This window comes from Streptomyces sp. NPDC030143 (assembly GCF_055573695.1).
Genome location: NZ_JBVIAY010000027.1, coordinates 1 through 18,687, shown reverse-complemented (window position 1 = coordinate 18,687; position 18,687 = coordinate 1). Strand labels below are relative to the sequence as shown.

The window sequence follows — 18,687 nt, the reverse complement described above, 5'->3', positions numbered from 1 at the left end:
CTTACGTTGACACACCCGTAGGCGTCAACCACAGTTGACAGACGGGGAGTGAGAAAGGCGGGCCCGGAGTCCTGATCCGGGCCCGCCGGGGGCGACGGCGACGGACCGTCAGGTATGGGTGAGCACGATCTTGCCGAACTGCTCGCCCGACGCGAGCCGTTCGAAGCCCTCACGGGCGCGGTCGAGCGGAAGCTCCTCGTCGATGACGGGACGGACACCGCTCGTGGCACAGAAGGCGAGCAGATCCTCCAGCTCGTCCTTGGTGCCCATCGTCGAGCCGACGACCTTGAGTTCGAGGAAGAAGATGCGGGTCAGCTCGGCGTGGGAGGGGCGGTCGCCGCTGGTCGCGCCGGAGATGACGAGCGTGCCACCGGGCCGCAGGGACTTCACCGAGTGGGACCAGGTGGCGGCGCCGACGGTCTCGATGACGGCGTCCACCCGCTGCGGCAGCCGCGCACCGGGCTCCACCGCCTCGACGGCGCCCAGCTCCAGGGCGCGCTTGCGCTTGGCCTCGTCCCGGCTGGTCGCGAAGACCCGCAGTCCGGCGGCCTTGCCGAGGATGATCGCGGCCGTGGCGACACCGCCGCCGGCACCCTGGACGAGCACGGAGTCGCCCGGGCGCACTCCCGCGTTGGTGAAGAGCATCCGGTAGGCGGTCAGCCAGGCCGTGGGCAGACAGGCGGCCTCCGCGAAGGAGAGCTCCTTCGGCTTCGGCAGGATGTTCCACGTCGGTACGGCGACCCGCTCGGCGAAGGTGCCCTGGTAGTGCTCGGTCAGGATGGAGCGCGGCTCGCGGGGACCGACCCCGTGGCCGGTCTGACCGATGACGGAGTGCAGGACGACCTCGTTGCCGTCCTCGTCGACGCCTGCGGCGTCACAGCCGAGGATCATCGGCAGCTTGTCCTCGGGGAGGCCGACGCCCCGCAGGGACCAGAGGTCGTGGTGGTTGAGGGAGGCGGCGCGGACGTCGACCGTACTCCAGCCGGGGCGGGCCTCGGGGGCCGGGCGCTCCCCCAACTCCAGGCCGTTCAGCGGCTGGTCACGGTCGATTCGGGCGGCGTAGACGGCGAACATGAAGCCGACGATAGGTTCCGGGGGCGGCGGGCGAAACCGGGGGGCACTGTGAGACATGCCCTCTTGCGGGCGGGGCTCCACCCCACAGGCGGACCAGAGGCAACGGGTGCACGGGCAAGCGCATGGCCCCGTCCGAGCGGACGGGGCCATGCGACCGAGCTCGTCAGCGGCGGGCGACGCCCTCCGCCCGGGCCGCGGCGGCGACCGCCGCCGTGACCGCCGGAGCGACCCGCTCGTCGAACGGCGACGGGATGACGTAGTCCGCCGCGAGGTCGTCACCGACGACCCCGGCCAGCGCCTCCGCCGCCGCGATCTTCATGCCCTCGGTGATCCGGGACGCCCGCACCTGCAACGCGCCGGCGAAGATGCCCGGGAACGCCAGCACGTTGTTGATCTGGTTCGGGAAGTCCGACCGCCCGGTCGCGACGACCGCCGCGTACTTGTGGGCGACGTCCGGGTGCACCTCGGGGTTGGGGTTGGCCATCGCGAACACGAAGGCGCCCTTGGCCATCGAGGCGACCGCGGCCTCCGGGACCGTACCGCCGGAGACGCCGACGAAGACGTCGGCGCCGGCCAGCGCGTCCTCGAGGGAGCCGGTCAGCCCGGCCTTGTTGGTGAAGCCGGCCAGCTCGCGCTTGACGTCGGTGAGGTCCTCGCGGTCCGCGGAGACGACGCCCTTGCGGTCGGCGACCGCGACGTCCCCGATGCCGGCCTCGACCAGCATCTTCGCGATGGCGACACCGGCCGCGCCGGCACCCGAGATGACGGCCCGCAGGTCCGCGATCGACCGGCCGCTCAGCCGCGCCGCGTTGCGCAGCGCCGCCAGCGTCACCACGGCCGTGCCGTGCTGGTCGTCGTGGAAGACCGGGATGTCGAGGGCCTCCTGGAGCCGGCGCTCCACCTCGAAGCACCGGGGCGCCGAGATGTCCTCGAGGTTGACTCCGCCGAACGAGGGCGCGAGCCGCACCACGGTCTCGACGATCTCGTCCACGTCCGTGCAGGCCAGCGCGATCGGAACCGCGTCGACGCCGCCGAACTGCTTGAAGAGGATCGCCTTGCCCTCCATGACGGGGAGGGAGGCTTCCGGGCCGATGTCGCCGAGCCCGAGGACGGCCGTTCCGTCGGTGACGACGGCCACGACCGAGGACTTCCAGGTGTAGTCGTTCACCAGGTCCGGCTGTTCCGCGATCGCGGTGCACACGCGCGCGACGCCGGGGGTGTAGGCGAGGGACAGGTCGTCCTTGTCGCGGATCGGGACGGTGGCCTGCACGGCCATCTTCCCGCCACGGTGCAACGCGAAGGCCGGGTCGAACGAGTCGAGGGGCTCCGCACCGCCCTCCTGGCCCGTATGGTCGGTCTCGCTCTCGCTGCGAGGATTGACGATCTCCGCTGCCACTGTGTCGTACCCCTTAGGTGTTCATGGTTTGAGGGTGGCCACTCCTGGTTGAGAAGTGGGCGGGCACCGCCCAGGGCCCAGTGGAGTTACGTACGGGCACCTGCGCGTCGGGCGCGCCGCACACGCGCCCTGAGCCCCGGATGAGGGGTGTAAAGAACCTTCTTACCGGACGGACACCACCGGCGACGAGTCCAATCCGTGCAAGGTCACACGGCGGATCTTGCAGGACCTCCACAGACGGTCGGGCCGCACCGAGGCCGGTTCCCGTCCGACGACATGTCAGTGACATGACTCATGCACCCCGGCGCGGACAAGCCCCACCCGGCCTCTTGACACGGGATCGGATCGATGCATGCACGTCGGAGCCCGGGACCGTATTCTGAGACGCAACCGCAGATCTTCCGGCCGGAAGAGCGGATTCCCGCAGATGGTCCGGCCCAGTCCGGTCGTGATGTACCGGACTGGTGGGGTTCGGGGGTCGCCCGTTATCCGATTTTGACATGGCTGGCCCCCTGAAGGCCGTAGTCCGAATGGCAAGATGCCGTCATCACACGAGGTCGCGACACCCGAAGGTGTGTGTTCTCGTCGACCCATCGGCACTCCATCCATCCGCCGGAGGCACTCACCATGACCGCACGCTCCATCCGCCGTACCACCGCCGCGCGCACCCGGCTAGCCGCGGTCGGTTCCCTCGCGGTCGCGGGCGCCCTGCTGCTCACCGCGTGCGGTGACCAGACCGACAGCGGCAGCGGCTCCTCCGATGCGTCGGGCAAGGCCAGCACCGCGCCCCTCTTCTCCAAGCTGCCGAAGGAGATTCAGGACAAGGGCGTCATCGAGGTCGGCACGAACGCCGAGTACGCCCCGATGGAGTCCGTCGAGAACGGCAAGATCGTGGGCGTCGACCCCGACATCGCCGCGGCGCTGGGCAAGCAGCTCGGCGTCGAGTTCAAGTTCACCTCCGGCTCCTTCGACGGTCTGATCACGGCGGTCAACACCGGCCGCTACGACATCGCGATGTCGTCGATCACCGACAACAAGCAGCGCCAGGAGGGTCTGGACGACAGTGGCAAGAAGCTCGGCGAGGGCGTGGACTTCGTCGACTACTTCACCGCCGGCACCGCCATCTACGTCAAGAAGGGCAACCCCAAGGGCGTCAAGTCCATCGAGGACCTCTGCGGCCAGACCGCCGCGGTGCAGCGGGGCACGACGTACGAGAAGGCCCTGCAGGACCAGTCCAAGAAGTGCACGGACGGCGGCAAGAAGGCCATCAAGATCGAGTCGTTCGAGAACGACACCGAGGCCCAGACCCGTGTGAAGTCCGGCGGCGCCGTGGCCGGTGTCAACGACTACCCGGTCGCCGTGGACCTGGCCCGCAAGGCCGACGGCGGCAACGCCTTCGAGGTCGTCGGCGAGCAGGTCGACGCCGGTCCGTTCGGCATCGCCGTCGACAAGAAGAACACCCAGTTGCGCGACGCCCTCAAGGAAGCCGTCGACGCGATCATCAAGGACGGCTCGTACCAGAAGGTGCTGGAGAAGTGGGGCGCCCAGAGCGGCGCGATCAAGGCCGCCCAGGTCAACGGCGGCAAGTGATCCTCCCAGCACCACTGAAGGGCAGTCCCCATGACTGACAAGCTCGACAAGTCCGCCGCGGGCGCGCCGCCGGCGGACCAGCCGCCGACGGGCGAGGACTCGGCGTTCTCCGGCCCGCCGGAGGCCATCAAGGCCATCCCGGTGCGTCACTACGGCCGCTGGGCCAGTGGCGTCATCGTCCTCGCGCTGCTGGTGCTGCTCGTCCTGGCGTTCGCGCAGGGCGACATCCAGTGGCAGGCGGTGTCGGACAAGCTGTTCGACTCGACCGTGATCGCGGGCGCCGGCCGCACGCTGCTGATCAGCGTCCTGGCGATGGTGCTCGGCGTCCTGCTGGGCATCGTCCTGGCCGTGATGCGGCTGTCGAAGAACCCGGTGACCAGCGGTGTGGCCTGGCTGTACATCTGGTTCTTCCGCGGCACCCCGGTGTACGTGCAGCTGCTGCTGTGGTTCAACCTGGCGCTGATCTTCCCGATGCTGAATCTCGGTCCGATCTACAAGGACGAGATGACGGACGTGATGACGCCGTTCATGTGCGCCCTGCTCGGTCTCGGCCTGAACGAGGCGGCGTACATGGCCGAGATCTGCCGTGCCGGTCTGCTGGCCGTGGACGAGGGGCAGACGGAGGCCTCGCACGCCCTGGGCATGAGCCACTCCAAGACGCTGCGCCGGATCGTCATCCCGCAGGCGATGCGGGTGATCGTGCCGCCGACCGGCAACGAGTTCATCAACATGCTGAAGACCTCGTCGCTGGTGTACGCGGTGACGTACAACGAGCTGCTGCGCTCCACCTCGGTGATCGGCTCCACGTCGTACGCCGTGATGGAGATGCTCTTCGTCGCCTCGATCTGGTACCTGGTGATGACCAGCGTGTTCAGCGTCTTCCAGTACTACCTGGAGCGGTACTACGCGCGTGGCTCGAGCCGGAGCCTGCCGCCGACCGTCTTCCAGAAGATCAGGGCGAACCTGTTCGGATCGAGGAGCGTGGCATGACCGCGATGGTGAAGGCCGAGGGCGTGCACAAGTCCTTCGGCGCGGTCGAGGTCCTCAAGGGCATCGACCTGGAGGTCAACTCCGGTGAGGTGTTCTGCCTGATCGGCCCCTCCGGCTCGGGCAAGTCGACCTTCCTGAGGTGCATCAACCACCTGGAGAAGATCAACGCCGGTCGGCTGTACGTCGACGGCGAGCTGGTCGGCTACCGCCAGAAGGGCGACAAGCTGTACGAACTCAAGGACAGCGAGGTCGCGCTGAAGCGCCGGGACATCGGCATGGTGTTCCAGCGGTTCAACCTCTTCCCGCACATGACGGCGCTGGAGAACGTCATCGAGGCGCCGGTGCAGGTCAGGGGCGTGAGCAGGGCGCAGGCCAAGGAGCGCGCGATGCAGCTCCTGGAGCGGGTGGGCCTGGCGGACAAGGCCGGGAACTACCCCTCGCAGCTCTCCGGCGGCCAGCAGCAGCGCGTGGCCATCGCCCGGGCGCTGGCCATGGACCCGAAGCTGATGCTGTTCGACGAGCCGACCTCGGCCCTGGACCCGGAGCTGGTCGGCGACGTCCTCGACGTCATGCGCGACCTGGCCGAGTCCGGCATGACGATGGTCGTCGTCACGCACGAGATGGGCTTCGCCCGCGAGGTGGGCGACAGCCTGGTCTTCATGGACGGCGGCGTGGTGGTCGAGTCCGGCAACCCGCGCGACGTCCTGACGGACCCGCAGCACGAGCGCACCCAGGCGTTCCTGTCCAAGGTGCTGTAGCTCCTCACCGGCGAAGGGGCGGTACGAGATCCTCGTACCGCCCCTTTCGCGTGCGCGGGCCCTGCGCGTCGACTGCTCGCCGTGGATCTCGAAACGGTCGACCGGGCGGGAGGGGCGGCGAGGACCGGGTCGGCGGTGGCCGGCCGCCACCACTGCGACCGGTCGACGACGCCCGCCGCCCTGGCCCGGTCCATGTGGGCGTGGCGCCGGACGCGCTCGGCCGCGTTGATCCGGGGCGTCGTGTCGTCGATCATGTGGTCCGCGTTCAGGAAGACACCGCCGTCGCGGACGAGTTCCGCGACCCGACCGTAGAGGGCCGCGACAGCGCGATGGTCATGGAAGCCCTCTTCCGTCACCTACGTAATACCCTGGAAGCACGATCAGCTGTTACTCGACCGCACTCGCGACCGTAGAGCCCCTCCGTAAGGACTGCAAGTGGAACTGGCCTATTACTCGGACTACGCCGTTCGCCTCGTCAACAGCGAGGAACCGGCCCGGGGCAGGGATTCGCTGACCTCGGCCGAGGCCGTCCGCGACCTCTTCGGCGGGAACCAGTCGGCGGCCCGCCGCGCCACCGACGCGGACGTGACCCGGTTCCGCTCGGTGCGGTCACGGCTGCGGGCGGTGTTCGAGGCGGCCGACGCGGGCGACGAGACGCTCGCGGTCGACCTGCTGAACTCGCTCCTGCTGGAGTTCCCGGTCAGCCCCCAGATCTCGGGCCACGACACCCGCGACGACGACGGCCGCCCGCTGTGGCACATGCACCTGGCCGACCACCCCTCCAACGCGACCGCCGGGTACGCCGCCATCGCCGCGATGGGCCTGGCCTTCCACCTCACCGAGTACGGCGTGGACCGCCTGGGCCTGTGCGAGGCGCCGCCGTGCCGCAACGCCTACCTGGACACCTCCACCAACCGCTCCCGGCGCTACTGCTCCGACCGCTGCGCCACCCGCGCCAACGTCGCCGCCTACCGTGCCCGCAAGCGCCTGGAGGCCGACCGGTCGGCCAGCACGGGCCTGGCCGCCGACAGCATCCAGCGCAGCACCGCGAACGGCGAGCGCTGACCCGGCCGCGGCGGCCGGTAGCGGAAGCGGACCTTGCCCAGGATCAGGTCGTCGGGCACCGCCCCGTAGTCGGTGCTGTCGCCGCCGGCGTACGCGTTGTCGCCGAGCACCCACCAGCCGCCCTCACGGCGCTCGGCGGCCCGCTTGACGACGAGCAGGTCCTGCTGGAAGGGGTGCCGCAGCACGACGACGTCACCGATCCTCACCCTGGCCCCGTACTGCACGACGAGCTGGTCCCCGTGGTGCAGCGTCGGCACCATGGACGGCCCGGTCACCTCGGCCAGTCCGAAGGGCACGGCGGCCCTCCCCCGCTCGGGCTCCTGCGACAGCTCCGGCATCGCCGGCACCTCCCCGGTCCGTTCCTCCACCAGTCCCAGTCTCGCCCCGGACTTTTGTCCTAAGCCCATGGGGGCACCCGCGAAATCCCGTCTCGCAGGGAGTAATGTCCCACCTGAGAAGACGATCACGAGGAAGGAACGCTCCATGCTTTCCCGCCTGTTTGCCCCCAAGGTCAAGGTCAGCGCGCACTGCGACCTGCCCTGCGGTGTGTACGACCCGGCCCAGGCCCGCATCGAGGCGGAGTCGGTGAAGGCCGTGCAGGAGAAGATGGCCGCCAACGACGACCCGCACTTCCAGGCGCGTGCCACCGTCATCAAGGAGCAGCGCGCCGAACTCGCGAAGCACCACGTCTCCGTGCTGTGGAGCGACTACTTCAAGGCCCCCCACTTCGAGAAGTACCCGCAGCTGCACCAGCTGGTCAACGACACCCTGAAGGCCCTGTCGGCCGCGAAGGGCTCGACCGACCCGCAGACCGGTGAGAAGGCCCTGCAGCTGATCGCCGAGATCGACAAGATCTTCTGGGAGACCAAGAAGGCCTGAGTCCTTCTTTGCGGTCTGACCTGCGATTTTTTTCTGGTTGCAGCGTCTTACGGCCCGCACCCGGCCCGCAGGCCGCCGAGCACGGCGTCCGCGGCGGTCCGGGTGCGGGTCTTCTGCGTCCGGCAGCGGCGACTCGACCTCGGGGCGGCGGCTCGACCTCGGAGCGGCGGCTCGACCTCGGGCGGCGGCAACGGCTCGACGTCCGGGCAGCATCGGCTCTGCCGTCCGGGCAGCAGCACCGGCTCGACGTCCCCAGCGGCATCGGCTCTGACGTCCGGGCGGCGTCGGGCCGGCGGGTGTCAGCGCAGGACGAGCAGGACGGCCGGCGCGAGGAGCGTCGAGTCGATCCTGTCCAGCAGACCTCCGGAACCGGGCAGCCAGCGGCCCGTCCTTGGCCCGCGCACCTCTTTGACCATGGACTCGAGCAGGTCGCCCGCCGACCGCCACCGCGAGCGCCGTCGGCCGGCTCGGCGCGGACAGCACGGCGAGCACGCCGACACCGGCCGCGGCCCCGGGCAGGGTTCCGCTCCACCGCTGGGCCGGTGACAGGGGGGAGAGCCGCGGCCCGCCGATGCCCCGGCCGGCGAGGTACGCCGTGATGTCGGCGATCGAGACCGCCACGGACAGCGCCGGCCCGCTCGCCCCGGGCGGCACCAGCGCGGCCGGAAGACTCAGCCGTGCCAGCCCTGGCAGCCCGGCGCCCAGCCGCCGCGGGCCGTGATCGACGTCGCCGGCGAGCAGGGGCACCGCGGCCACCGCGAGCGCCCCGACCGCGAGCACCCGGGGCCCCTGTCCCGGCGCCGGCCAGGCCGCGAGCACCACACCCGTCACCGCGGCGGCCAGGACGAGGGGGCCGGGACGGACGCCCGGGTTGTCGCCCTACGATCCCTGCATGAGCATCCGCATCCGCTGGACGTACGCCTTCGTGGACCGGCCCGCCGACCTTTTCGAGCGGGCCTGCGCCTTCTGGACCGCCGTCACCGACACCCGGCTGTCGGAACCGCGCGGGGAGCAGGGCGAGTTCACCACGCTGCTCGCGGAGGGCGCCGACCCGTGCGTGAAGGTGCAGGGCGTGGCCGACGGGCCCGGCGGGGCGCATCTGGACCTCTGCGTCGAGGACGTGCCCGCGTTCGTTGCGGCGGCACGGGAGCTGGGCGCGCGGACGGCCGCCGAGCACGACGGTTGGGCCGTCCTGCGGTCCCCCGCGGGGCAGTTGTTCTGCGCGGTGCCCTGGCACGGTGAGGCCGTGCGCCCGCCGGTGGTGGCCGGCAGCCGCCTGGACCAGGTCTGCCTCGACGTCCCGCCGTCCGCGTACGACGCCGAAGTCGCCTTCTGGAGCGCCCTGTTGCCGCAGTGGACGTCCCGGCCGGGTTCGCTCCCGATGTTCCACGTGCTCGCGCCGCCGCCCGGCCTGCCGGTCCGGATCCTGCTCCAGCGCCTGGACGACGACGGCCCCGTGTCCGCCCATCTCGACCTGGCCTGCGGCCCGGACGTCGACGCCGTGCGCGCCCGGCACGAGCGGTGGGGGGCGCACCTCGTCGCCGCCCACCCCTCCTGGACGGTGATGCGCGACCCGGCGGGCGGCCTGTACTGCCTGACCGGCCGCGACGCGGAGACGGGAGGCCTGCCGCCGACGGCGTCCGACACGCGCGAGGCGGTCGGACGCCGCTGAGCGGGCGGGCCCGCGCCGTACGAGCCCTGTGGTGATCACGAGCTGGGACCCTAGGGGCCCCATGTGGCGTACGCGCACGCGACGGTGGTGTGCTCCGCCGTCGGGCAGGAGGAGGGCAGCTCGTCCACGTCCGCCTCCAACAGCGGCGCGGGCTCGTCGGTCTCGTACCACCCACGCGGTTGCGGGGGCGCGGCGGAGTCCCGCAGCAGGAGGGTCGCGCCCCCGGCCACGACCACCGCCGTCGCCCAGAGGGTCACGGCCCACCGCCATCGGCGGCGGCGCGCGCCGGCCGTCACTCCGTCCGTTCCTCCACGTTCGGTCATGGATGCACGCCGGCGCCCCGGCCCTGCCTCAGGAGGCAGGGGTCGCGGGGGCGGGGCCCGCCTCCTCCGCCGGCCCGGGCCGGTCGGGGTGCCCGGCGTGATCGTGCCGCGCGTGCGGGCCGTGCCCCTGGTGGCCGTGCTGCTGGGCGCCGGGCTCGACGTACGCCCCGCAGTCGGGGTTGTGGCAGGGGCCCGCGACCCAGCGCGGAACCCAGGCACCCAGCGTCTTGTGACGCCGGACGACGGTGTCTACGTGCTGCCCGCAGTCGGGACAGACGTGGTGTTCCCTGTCCATGTCACCAGGGTAGGCCGGTCAGCGCCTGCGTGCGTAGGTGCGGACGAGGACTCCGTTGGAGAAGGTGCGCACCGACTCCAGCGTGAAGTCGGACAGGGAGAAACCGGTGCCGCCGAACATGGGCATGCCGGAGCCGTAGACCTGCGGATAGGTCTTGATGACCAGTTCGTCGATCTCGTCGATCAGCGCACCCGCGATCCGCGAACCTCCGCACAGCCAGATGCCGAGCTTTCCCTCCTCGGCCTTCAGCTCCCGGACGCGGGCCACGACGTCGCCGTCGATCACCTCGACGTTGGGGTCGGGCGAGTCGCCGAGCGTGCGGGAGGCGACGAGTTCGCGGAGGTGGCCGTAGGGGCTGGCGAGCCCGGCGTCGAGACCGACCCGGTAACTGCCGAGGCCCTGGATCACGGTGTCGAAGTGCTGGTTCTCGGCCTCCTCGATGCCGAGCTGTGCGCGGCCGGGGGTGGCGATGGTCTCGGGGTACGTCGAGGCGAGGAAGCCGACGAACTCCTCGTCGAGGAAGGCGAACATCGACGAGGCGTCGCCCTGCGGGTCCCCGATGAACCCGTCGATGGAGCAGGCGACGAAGTAGGTGAGCTTGCGCAAGCCGGTCTCTTTTCGTAGATCGATTCGTAAACCACTGTAGTTGTAGTACTCCAAACGTAGTGGCGCAAGTGTTTTCGACCCACGACTTTCCCGACGCACGCAGAAGCGGGTCCCGCGCACCGTGGGGTTGCGCGGGACCCGCCCGGCCGGAACCCCTCCGACCGCGCGGAGTCAGGGGTCGCGCGATCCGGGGTTCCGGGGTCTCGAACTCAAGTGCTGCGTCGCGTCACGAACTCCGCCAGGGAGAGCAGACCTCCCGCCGTCTCCGGGTCCGGGACCGCCCGGGCCAGCTCGGACATCGCCCGGGCCATCCGGTCACCCGCCTGTTCCTGCGCCCACGCCCGTCCGCCGGCCCGCTCGACGGCGAGCGTGGTGCGCTCCAGGTCCGCCGGTTCGTACGGACTCCCGTACAGCTCGGCCAGTTCCGCGGCGGCCGGGGTGCCGGAGGCGAGCGCGGCGACCACCGGCAGGGACTTCTTGCGGGCGGCCAGGTCGGCGCCGGCCGGCTTGCCGGTGTGCCGGGGGTCGCCCCATATGCCGATGACGTCGTCGATGAGCTGGAAGGCGAGCCCGGCCTGCCGGCCGAACGCGTCCAGCGCGTCGACGTCCTCCGCGGCCGCCCCCGCGTACAGCGCGCCGAGGGCACAGGCGCAGCCGAGCAGCGCGCCCGTCTTGGCCTCGGCCATGGCCAGCACCTCGTCGAGGGTGACCTCGGCGGGACCCCGCTTCTCCAGGGCCGTGTCGGCCTGCTGGCCGGCGCACAGCTCGACCACACAGGACGCGAGCCGGGCCACGGCCGCCGGGGACGCCGGGTCGGGGTCCTCGGCGAGCAGCCCGAGGGCCAGGGCTTGGAGGGCGTCTCCGGCGAGGATGGCGTCGGCGTCGCCGAACACCGTCCAGGCGGTGGGGCGGTGGCGGCGGGTGGTGTCGCGGTCCATCACGTCGTCGTGCAGCAGCGTGAAGTTGTGGACCAGCTCCACCGCGGTGGCCGCCCGGACGGCCGCCGCCCGGGCCGACGGCCCGCCGAGGGCAGCGGCCGCGGTGAGGACGAGGGCCGGGCGGATCGCCTTGCCGGCGTTGCCCGCGGCCGGTGTTCCGTCGGCGTGCTCCCAGCCGAAGTGGTAGCGCGCGATCCGGCGCATCGAGCCGGGCAGGGAGTCGAGGGCGGTGCGCAGCGCGGGGTCGACGGACGCCCGGGTGTCCGCCAGGATCGCCACCGCCTCGTGCCCGTCGAGGGCTGCCCGCCCGCCGTCGGCCCGGCTCCCGACGGGGCCGCCCCCTTCCTCCGTGCCGTCCGCGCGCGGCGGCCTGGTCTCCGTCACGAACTCGGTCATGGAGTCCCCCTCGCAGGGTCCGCGTCCGGTGGCGGATGCGCCACCACCGGGCGGGTACCCCCTGGGTGTACCCGCCCGGGCGGACGGGGACACGGCGGGCACGCGGGCGACGTCACCGCCAGCGGCCGATCTCGACGTTCTCCAGGACGCCCAGCGCGTCCGGGACCAGCACGGCGGCCGAGTAGTAGGCCGTGACCAGGTACTTGATGATGGCCTGTTCGTTGATGCCCATGAACCGCACGGACAGGCTCGGCTCGATCTCGTCCGGGATGCCGGACTGGCGCAGGCCGATGACGCCCTGGTCCTGCTCGCCGAGACGCAGCGCGATGATCGAGCTGGTACGGGCCTCGGTGACCGGGATCTTGTTGCAGGGGTAGATGGGCACCCCGCGCCAGGTGGGGATCCGGTTGCCGCCGACATCGATGGTCTCGGGGACGAGCCCCCGCTTGTTGAGTTCGCGGCCGATCGCGGAGATCGCGCGCGGGTGGGCCAGCAGCATCTTGGTGCCGCGCCGCCGGCTGAGGAGTTCGTCCAGGTCGTCCGGGCTGGGCACGCCGTCGTGCGGCTGGATGCGCTGGTCGTACTCGCAGTTGTGCAGCAGTCCGAACTCGCGGTTGTTGACCAGCTCGTGCTCCTGGCGCTCCTTGAGCGCCTCGACCGTCAGCCGCAACTGCTGCTCGGTCTGGTTCATGGGCTGGTTGTAGAGGTCGGCCACGCGCGAGTGGATGCGCAGCACCGTCTGGGCGATGCTCAGTTCGTACTCGCGCGGCCGGGCCTCGTAGTCCACGAAGGTGTGCGGGATGTCCGGCTCCCCGGAATGGCCCGCGGCGAGGTCGACGGCCTTCTCGCCGTACTTGTTGGTGCGCTGCTCGGGGATCGAGCGCTGTGCCTGGAGGTGCGCGCGCAGGCAGTCGGCGCGCTCCGCGACCTGGTCGACGTCCTGGCGGGACAGGATCAGGACCGTGCAGGCCGTGTCGGCGCGAGCGGTGTACTCCCAGATGGCGTCGGCGTCGAGCAGTGCCTGCTCGCCGAAGTAGGCGCCGTCGGCGAGGACCCCGAGGACCTGGTCGTCGCCGTAGGGGCCGGTGCCGACCTTCTCGACCCTGCCGTGCGCCAGCAGGTAGACCTCGTCGGTCTGACCGCCGAAGGAGGCGATGATCTCACCCGGGGCGTACTCGCGCTGCCGGCAGCGCTGGGCCAGTTCGGCCAGGGCCTCCTCGTTCTCGTACGACCGCAGCGCGGGCAGTTCGCCCAGCTCGGCGGGGATGACCTCGACGCGGTCACCGGTCTTGACGAACGTCACCCGGCCGTCGCCGACCGCGTACGTCAGCCGCCGGTTCACCCGGTACGTGCCGCCCTGCACGTCCACCCAGGGCAGATTCCGCAGCAGCCAGCGGGAACTGATCTCCTGCATCTGCGGCACGGACTTGGTGGTGGTGGCCAGGTTCCGCGCGGCCGCGGTGCCGAGACTCTGCTGCGGCTTGCCCTGCTCCGTGCGGACCTCATCGCCTACCGACATAGAGAATTGCCCTCCCGGTCATGCACGGGCGCCGTACTGCGCCGATGCACTGTTCTCGCGGCAAGCCTTCCATCACGGAGCGCGCTCGTGCTATTACACGAAAGAGCGGGAATGGATCATCGTCGCGCTGGGCAGAGCGTGTTTTCGCACCGGTCGGTGTTCGACAATGGCCCGGTGACCGACTCCGCCGCCCTGCGTCCGCGCCTCCCGTCACCCCTGACCGAGGTGGACGACGAGCGGTTCGCGCGGCACGGCGTTCGGCTGCTGCTCAAGCGGGACGACCTGATCCATCCGGAGCTGATCGGCAACAAGTGGCGCAAGCTGGCCCCGAACCTGCGGGCCGCGGCCGGGCGGCCGGTCGTCACCTTCGGCGGCGCCTACTCCAACCACCTGCGGGCCACGGCGGCCGCCGGCCGGCTGCTCGGGCTGGCCACGGTCGGCGTGGTGCGCGGCGACGAGCTGGCGGACCGCCCGCTGAACCCCTCCCTCGCCCGGTGCGCGGCCGACGGGATGCGGCTGCACTTCGTCGACCGCGCGGCCTACCGCCGCAAGAACGAGCCCCCCATGCTCGGGGCGGTGCTGCGCGCGGCCGACGCCGAGGGCGCGTACGTCGTCCCCGAGGGCGGCAGCAACACGGCGGCCGTCCACGGCTGCCGGGCCCTCGGCGAGGAGCTGCGCGGCCGGGCCGACGTCGTCGCGCTGGCCTGCGGCACCGGCGGCACCCTCGCCGGCCTGGCCGCCGGTCTCGCCCCCGGGCAGCGGGCCCTGGGCATACCGGTCCTCAGGGGCGCCTTCCTCGACGACGCCATACGGTCCCTCCAGACGGAGGCCTTCGGCGCGCCGGCCGGACACTGGTCCCTGGACGACCGCTTCCACTTCGGCGGCTACGCCCGCACGCCCCCCGAACTGGACGTCTTCGCCACCGACTTCGAGCGGCGCCACGGCCTGCCCCTGGAACGCCTCTACGTGGCCAAGCTGCTGTTCGGACTCGTCGCGCTGGCCCGGGAGGGCGCCTTCGCCCCGGGGACCCGGGTGGCGGCCGTGATCACGGGCACGCCGTTCCCCACGTGACCCGGCCCCCGGCAGGGCTCTGAGCCGCGCGGGACGGCCCCCGGGACGCCCGCCCGCTCCCCCGGAGCACTCCGCAGGAACCGTCGCCCGGCCCGCCGCCCCGAAAGACCGCGCCCGGCCCGCCGTCCCGAAGGAAACAGTCCCGGCCTCCCCTACCCCGCTTCCCGGTAGGCCGCCGCCTCCTCCAGGTCCAGCCTGCGCAGCAGCGTCCGCAGCATCTCGTCGTCGATGTGGCGGCCGTCGCGGAGGCGGACGAAGACCTCCCGTTCGGCGCTGATCATCTCGCGGGAGAGACGGCGGTAGGTGTCGTCGACGGTTTCGCCGGTGACCGGGTTGGTCTGGCCGAGGCGTTCCCAGACGGCGTTGCGGCGGCGCTCCAGGACCGTGCGCAGGCGGTCGGCGAGGGGCGGGGGCAGGATGTTGCGCTCGTCGGCGAGGAGGGCGTCCAGGCGTTCCTCGGCGACCCGGGAGGCCTGCGCCTGCGCGTTGGCCTCGGCGAGGGTGGCGGCCTGCGGGTGGGGGTCGGGGAACTTCAGCAGGCGGATCAGCGGCGGCAGGGTCAGTCCCTGGACGACCAGGGTGCCGATGACGGTGGTGAAGGTCAGGAACAGGATGAGGTTGCGGTGCGGGAACGGTTCGTCGCCGTGGTCGGCGGTGAGCGGGATCGAGAAGGCGATGGCGAGCGAGACCACGCCCCGCATGCCGGCCCAGGCGATGACGATCGGCCCGCGCCAGGTCGGGTTCTCCTCCCGCGCGCGGATGCGGGCGGACAGCAGCCTCGGCAGGAAGGTCGCCGGGTAGACCCACAGGAAGCGCACGGCGACGACCACCAGGAAGAGGACGACCGCGTACCAGGCGGCGTCCGCACCCTCGTAGGCGCCGAGGCCCCGCAGGACGACGGGCAGCTGCAGGCCGATCAGGGCGAACACCGCCGACTCCAGGACGAAGGCGACCATCTTCCACACCGCCTCCTCCTGGAGGCGGGTGGCGAAGTCGACCTCCCAGGCGCGGTGGCCGAGATAGAGGGCGACGACGACCACGGCGATGACCCCGGAGGCGTGGAACTGCTCGGCGGCCGCGTAGGCGACGAACGGGATGAGGAGGGAGAGGGTGTTCTGCAGGAGCGGTTCCCTCAGGTGTGTGCGCAGCCAGTGCAGCGGGGCCATCAGCAGCAGCCCGACGGCGGTGCCGCCGACCGCCGCCACCAGGAACTCCTCGACGCCGCCGGCCCAGGAGGCGCCCTCGCCGACGACGACCGCGAGGGCGACCTTGTAGGCGGTGATCGCGGTGGCGTCGTTCAGCAGGGACTCGCCCTGGAGGATCGTGGTGACCTTGGACGGGAGGCCGACCCGGCGGGCCACCGCCGTCGCCGCGACCGCGTCCGGCGGCGCCACCACCGCGCCCAGCACCAGCGCCGCCGTCAGCGGCAGCCCGGGGACGAGCAGGTAGGCCGCCCATCCGACGACGACCGTCGCGAACAGCACGTACCCGACCGACAGAAGCGCCACCGGCCGCAGCTGGGCGCGCAGGTCCAGGTAGGAGCTGTCGGTGGCCGAGGTGTACAGCAGCGGGGGCAGCAGCAGCGGCAGGACGACGTCCGGATCGAGGGTGTAGTCGGGGACGCCGGGGACGTAGGAGACGGCCAGGCCGACCGCGACCAGCAGCAGGGGCGCCGGCACCGGGGTGCGCCGGGCCGCCGCGGCGATCGCCGCACTGCCCGCCACCAGCAACAGCAGTGGCATCACGTCCATGTCCTGCCCACCCTCGTTTTTCCGCGCGGTCGTCCGCACGAGCGTCGTAATCTGGCAATCATGAAACAGTGCACGCACGCCGACGCGCTGCCTCACCCCGAACCCGTCCCGCTCGGCGAGACGTGTCCGGAGTGCGAGCGGGACGGCACCCACCCGGTGCAACTGCGGCTGTGTCTGACGTGCGGGCACGTCGGCTGCTGCGACTCCTCGCCGGGTCGCCACGCCACCGAGCACCACAAGGACTCCGGCCATCCGGTCATGCGGACCTTCGAACCCGGCGAGAACTGGCGTTGGTGCTTCGAGGACCACGTCCTCGTATGAGCCACCGCAGGACGGTGCGGCGGTCCAGCGGGTACGGTTCGAGCATCTGACGCCGGGGTACGTCAACCCGGCGCGCCCTCTTCCCATTTGGGTCCGCAGACCCCCTAGACACGGAGCGTGTTCACAGCTTTACTGTGAGTGACGCCAGGGGGTTGGGGTCCCGGGGACAGGACGGATGAGAGCGCGATAGCGTCACCGCTGCACCACACACGCGTTACCCCGGGGGGCGACCCTCGGCCCCGAAAAGCTTGTACCACCTTGGAGGTGAGGGTGTCCCACATCGCAGGCGAGCCCGCGACCCAGGACTTCGTGGAAGTCCGGCTGCCGGCTGCGGGTGCCTACCTGTCGGTGCTGCGGACGGCCACGGCCGGTCTCGCGGCCCGTTTGGACTTCACCCTGGACGAGATCGAGGACCTGCGCATCGCGGTGGACGAGGCCTGCGCGATCCTGCTCCAGCAGGCCGTGCCCGGCTCGGTGCTCAGCTGTGTCTTCCGCCTGGTCGACGACTCGCTGGAGGTCACCGTCTCGGCGCCCACCACGGACGGCCACGCCCCCTCGCGGGACACCTTCGCCTGGACCGTGCTGTCCGCGCTGGCGGGCAAGGTCTCCTCCGCCGTGGACGAGGACAAGACCGTTTCGATCAGCCTCTACAAACAGCGCGGCGCGGGACCCGGGCCGGCGTGAGGAACGGGGACGGGCCGGTGCGGGACGAAGAGCGCGGCACACGGGAGCTGCCGGCCGAGAGCGCCGAGAATCCAGTCTCTCCGGGCGGTTCCCCCGGCATGGCGGACGGCATCGACGGCATTCCCGAGCAGGCCCGGCCGCATCCGGAGGGCGACGTGCCCCCCACGCGGGCGGGCCTCGCGGGCGGTGCCGTGCAGGGCTCGCCTCGGGAGAGGCGGATCGGGGGCACCCCGGGCCGGGCTGAGGTGAGAGCTCGACAGAGGGCGACGGGCGGGACGATGAGCGAGCACGAGCGAGACGACGACCAGGGCGTGCAGGCCGTGCCGGGCACACAGCACGTGCCTCAGGACCGCAGCGGGGCGAAGGCGATGTTCGTCGAGCTGCGTGCGCTGCCGGAGGGCAGCCCGCAGTACGCGGAGCTGCGCAACCAGCTGGTCCGGATGCACCTGCCGCTCGTCGAGCACCTCGCGCGCCGCTTCCGCAACCGCGGCGAGCCGCTGGACGACCTGACCCAGGTCGCCACCATCGGTCTGATCAAGTCGGTGGACCGTTTCGACCCGGACCGCGGCGTGGAGTTCTCGACGTACGCGACACCGACGGTCGTCGGCGAGATCAAGCGCCACTTCCGCGACAAGGGCTGGGCGGTGCGGGTGCCGCGCCGGCTCCAGGAACTGCGCCTGTCGCTGACGACGGCGACGGCCGAGCTCTCCCAGCTGCACGGCCGCTCCCCCACGGTCCACGAACTCGCCGAGAAGCTGGCGATCTCGGAGGAGGAGGTCCTGGAGGGCCTGGAGTCCGCCAACGCGTACTCCACCCTGTCCTTGGACGTCCCCGACACCGACGACGAGTCCCCGGCGGTCGCCGACACACTGGGCGCGGAGGACGAGGCTCTGGAGGGCGTCGAGTACCGCGAGTCGCTCAAGCCACTGCTGGAGGACCTCCCGCCCCGGGAGAAGCGGATCCTCCTGCTGCGCTTCTTCGGCAACATGACCCAGTCGCAGATCGCCCAGGAGGTCGGCATCTCGCAGATGCACGTCTCCCGCCTGCTGGCGCGGACGCTGGCGCAGCTGCGGGAGAAGCTCCTCGTGGAGGAGTGACCTAGGGCCCTTCTGATGGATCTCCGTGGGAGAAGGAGCGGCGTCCGGTGCGCGCTCTCGGCGTGCGGCGCGGAAGTCCTCGTAGCGGCGCTACTTGGGCTTTCGCGCGGTGCGGCGAGAGTGCGTGCGCCGGGCGTCGCGACGCCGCGGAGATCCATCAGAAGGGCCCTAGTAGTGCTTCGTTAGGTTGTGGGCTGTCTGCGGCTGCTCCGAGGTCTGGGCAGGGGGCGTCCGCAGGTGGTGCAGGTACCGGTCCAGCACC

At 71.4% G+C, this 18,687-nt stretch carries 20 protein-coding genes and 1 pseudogene; 10 read left to right on the top strand and 11 right to left on the bottom strand.

The window, feature by feature from the left end; all coding sequences use genetic code 11:
- Window positions 1–108 precede the first annotated feature (108 nt).
- The gene (locus ACZ4YY_RS32175) at window positions 109–1,074 is read right to left on the bottom strand and encodes a zinc-binding dehydrogenase (RefSeq protein WP_468298328.1); all 966 of its coding nucleotides are present in this window, start codon (window positions 1,072–1,074) and stop codon (window positions 109–111) included.
- A gap of 163 nt (window positions 1,075–1,237) precedes the next feature.
- Window positions 1,238–2,470 carry an NAD(P)-dependent malic enzyme gene (locus ACZ4YY_RS32170; RefSeq protein WP_468298327.1) on the bottom strand — a complete coding sequence of 411 codons (1,233 nt, stop codon included), beginning with the start codon at window positions 2,468–2,470 and terminating at the stop codon, window positions 1,238–1,240.
- Window positions 2,471–3,097: 627 nt separating this feature from the next.
- On the opposite strand from ACZ4YY_RS32170, the gene ACZ4YY_RS32165 reads away from it, so the two are divergent.
- The 3 genes from ACZ4YY_RS32165 to ACZ4YY_RS32155 are packed head-to-tail and all read left to right on the top strand — an operon-like array spanning window position 3,098 to window position 5,808.
- Window positions 3,098–4,060 carry an ABC transporter substrate-binding protein gene (locus ACZ4YY_RS32165; protein WP_468298325.1) on the top strand — a complete coding sequence of 321 codons (963 nt, stop codon included), beginning with the start codon at window positions 3,098–3,100 and terminating at the stop codon, window positions 4,058–4,060.
- A 30-nt stretch (window positions 4,061–4,090) separates the two neighbouring features.
- Window positions 4,091–5,050, top strand: coding sequence for an amino acid ABC transporter permease (locus ACZ4YY_RS32160; protein WP_468298323.1), 960 nt, complete (start codon window positions 4,091–4,093; stop codon window positions 5,048–5,050).
- Complete coding sequence (locus tag ACZ4YY_RS32155) at window positions 5,047–5,808, top strand: amino acid ABC transporter ATP-binding protein (protein WP_468298321.1); 762 nt, start codon at window positions 5,047–5,049, stop codon at window positions 5,806–5,808. The genes ACZ4YY_RS32160 and ACZ4YY_RS32155 overlap by 4 nt, the downstream gene beginning before the upstream one ends.
- A gap of 101 nt (window positions 5,809–5,909) precedes the next feature.
- On the opposite strand, the pseudogene ACZ4YY_RS32150 reads toward ACZ4YY_RS32155, so the two are convergent.
- Window positions 5,910–6,131, bottom strand: a pseudogene (locus ACZ4YY_RS32150) (SAM-dependent methyltransferase); the annotation flags it as partial.
- Window positions 6,132–6,243: 112 nt separating this feature from the next.
- On the opposite strand from ACZ4YY_RS32150, the gene ACZ4YY_RS32145 reads away from it, so the two are divergent.
- A complete protein-coding gene (locus tag ACZ4YY_RS32145) occupies window positions 6,244–6,873 on the top strand; it encodes a CGNR zinc finger domain-containing protein (protein ID WP_468298319.1) in 630 nt (209 codons plus the stop codon).
- Here the strand turns inward: ACZ4YY_RS32145 and sodX are convergent.
- The gene (sodX, locus tag ACZ4YY_RS32140; protein ID WP_468298430.1) at window positions 6,777–7,211 is read right to left on the bottom strand and encodes a nickel-type superoxide dismutase maturation protease; all 435 of its coding nucleotides are present in this window, start codon (window positions 7,209–7,211) and stop codon (window positions 6,777–6,779) included. The genes ACZ4YY_RS32145 and sodX overlap by 97 nt on opposite strands.
- A 145-nt stretch (window positions 7,212–7,356) precedes the next feature.
- Here sodX and sodN point away from each other — a divergent pair, with 145 nt between their 5' ends.
- Window positions 7,357–7,752: a superoxide dismutase, Ni gene (gene sodN / locus ACZ4YY_RS32135; RefSeq protein ID WP_468298317.1), complete on the top strand. Its 396-nt coding sequence runs from the start codon at window positions 7,357–7,359 to the stop codon at window positions 7,750–7,752.
- A 299-nt stretch (window positions 7,753–8,051) separates the two neighbouring features.
- Here the strand turns inward: sodN and ACZ4YY_RS32130 are convergent, their stop codons facing one another.
- A complete protein-coding gene (locus ACZ4YY_RS32130) occupies window positions 8,052–8,168 on the bottom strand; it encodes a phosphatidate cytidylyltransferase (RefSeq protein ID WP_468298315.1) in 117 nt (38 codons plus the stop codon).
- Window positions 8,169–8,650: 482 nt separating this feature from the next.
- On the opposite strand from ACZ4YY_RS32130, the gene ACZ4YY_RS32125 reads away from it, so the two are divergent.
- Window positions 8,651–9,424: a VOC family protein gene (locus ACZ4YY_RS32125; protein WP_468298428.1), complete on the top strand. Its 774-nt coding sequence runs from the start codon at window positions 8,651–8,653 to the stop codon at window positions 9,422–9,424.
- A 50-nt stretch (window positions 9,425–9,474) separates the two neighbouring features.
- Here ACZ4YY_RS32125 and ACZ4YY_RS32120 read toward each other — a convergent pair whose 3' ends face one another.
- From ACZ4YY_RS32120 to ACZ4YY_RS32100, 5 genes are all read right to left on the bottom strand, one after another.
- Entirely contained in the window at window positions 9,475–9,747 is a 273-nt protein-coding gene (locus ACZ4YY_RS32120) for a hypothetical protein (RefSeq protein WP_468298313.1), read from the bottom strand.
- A gap of 28 nt (window positions 9,748–9,775) precedes the next feature.
- Complete coding sequence (locus ACZ4YY_RS32115) at window positions 9,776–10,042, bottom strand: hypothetical protein (protein ID WP_468298311.1); 267 nt, start codon at window positions 10,040–10,042, stop codon at window positions 9,776–9,778.
- Window positions 10,043–10,060: 18 nt separating this feature from the next.
- A complete protein-coding gene (locus ACZ4YY_RS32110; RefSeq protein ID WP_468298309.1) occupies window positions 10,061–10,648 on the bottom strand; it encodes a dihydrofolate reductase family protein in 588 nt (195 codons plus the stop codon).
- Window positions 10,649–10,857: 209 nt separating this feature from the next.
- Window positions 10,858–11,982, bottom strand: coding sequence for a family 2 encapsulin nanocompartment cargo protein polyprenyl transferase (locus ACZ4YY_RS32105; protein ID WP_468298307.1), 1,125 nt, complete (start codon window positions 11,980–11,982; stop codon window positions 10,858–10,860).
- A gap of 112 nt (window positions 11,983–12,094) precedes the next feature.
- A complete protein-coding gene (locus tag ACZ4YY_RS32100) occupies window positions 12,095–13,501 on the bottom strand; it encodes a family 2B encapsulin nanocompartment shell protein (protein ID WP_468298305.1) in 1,407 nt (468 codons plus the stop codon).
- 111 nt (window positions 13,502–13,612) lie between these two features.
- On the opposite strand from ACZ4YY_RS32100, the gene ACZ4YY_RS32095 reads away from it, so the two are divergent.
- On the top strand, window positions 13,613–14,572 hold the full coding sequence (locus ACZ4YY_RS32095; RefSeq protein ID WP_468298303.1) for a 1-aminocyclopropane-1-carboxylate deaminase/D-cysteine desulfhydrase: 960 nt from the start codon (window positions 13,613–13,615) through the stop codon (window positions 14,570–14,572).
- Between the two features lie 152 nt (window positions 14,573–14,724).
- Here ACZ4YY_RS32095 and ACZ4YY_RS32090 read toward each other — a convergent pair whose 3' ends face one another.
- Window positions 14,725–16,323, bottom strand: coding sequence for a Na+/H+ antiporter (locus ACZ4YY_RS32090; protein WP_468298302.1), 1,599 nt, complete (start codon window positions 16,321–16,323; stop codon window positions 14,725–14,727).
- A 60-nt stretch (window positions 16,324–16,383) separates the two neighbouring features.
- Here ACZ4YY_RS32090 and ACZ4YY_RS32085 point away from each other — a divergent pair, with 60 nt between their 5' ends.
- The 3 genes from ACZ4YY_RS32085 to ACZ4YY_RS32075 all read left to right on the top strand — a co-directional run bounded on the left by ACZ4YY_RS32085 (window position 16,384) and on the right by ACZ4YY_RS32075 (window position 18,425).
- Window positions 16,384–16,644 (top strand): UBP-type zinc finger domain-containing protein, encoded by a 261-nt coding sequence (locus ACZ4YY_RS32085; RefSeq protein WP_468298300.1) that lies wholly within the window; start codon window positions 16,384–16,386, stop codon window positions 16,642–16,644.
- A gap of 270 nt (window positions 16,645–16,914) precedes the next feature.
- A complete protein-coding gene (locus tag ACZ4YY_RS32080; RefSeq protein WP_166002247.1) occupies window positions 16,915–17,328 on the top strand; it encodes an ATP-binding protein in 414 nt (137 codons plus the stop codon).
- A complete protein-coding gene (locus ACZ4YY_RS32075; protein WP_468298298.1) occupies window positions 17,325–18,425 on the top strand; it encodes an RNA polymerase sigma factor SigF in 1,101 nt (366 codons plus the stop codon). The genes ACZ4YY_RS32080 and ACZ4YY_RS32075 overlap by 4 nt, the downstream gene beginning before the upstream one ends.
- Window positions 18,426–18,687 lie beyond the last annotated feature (262 nt).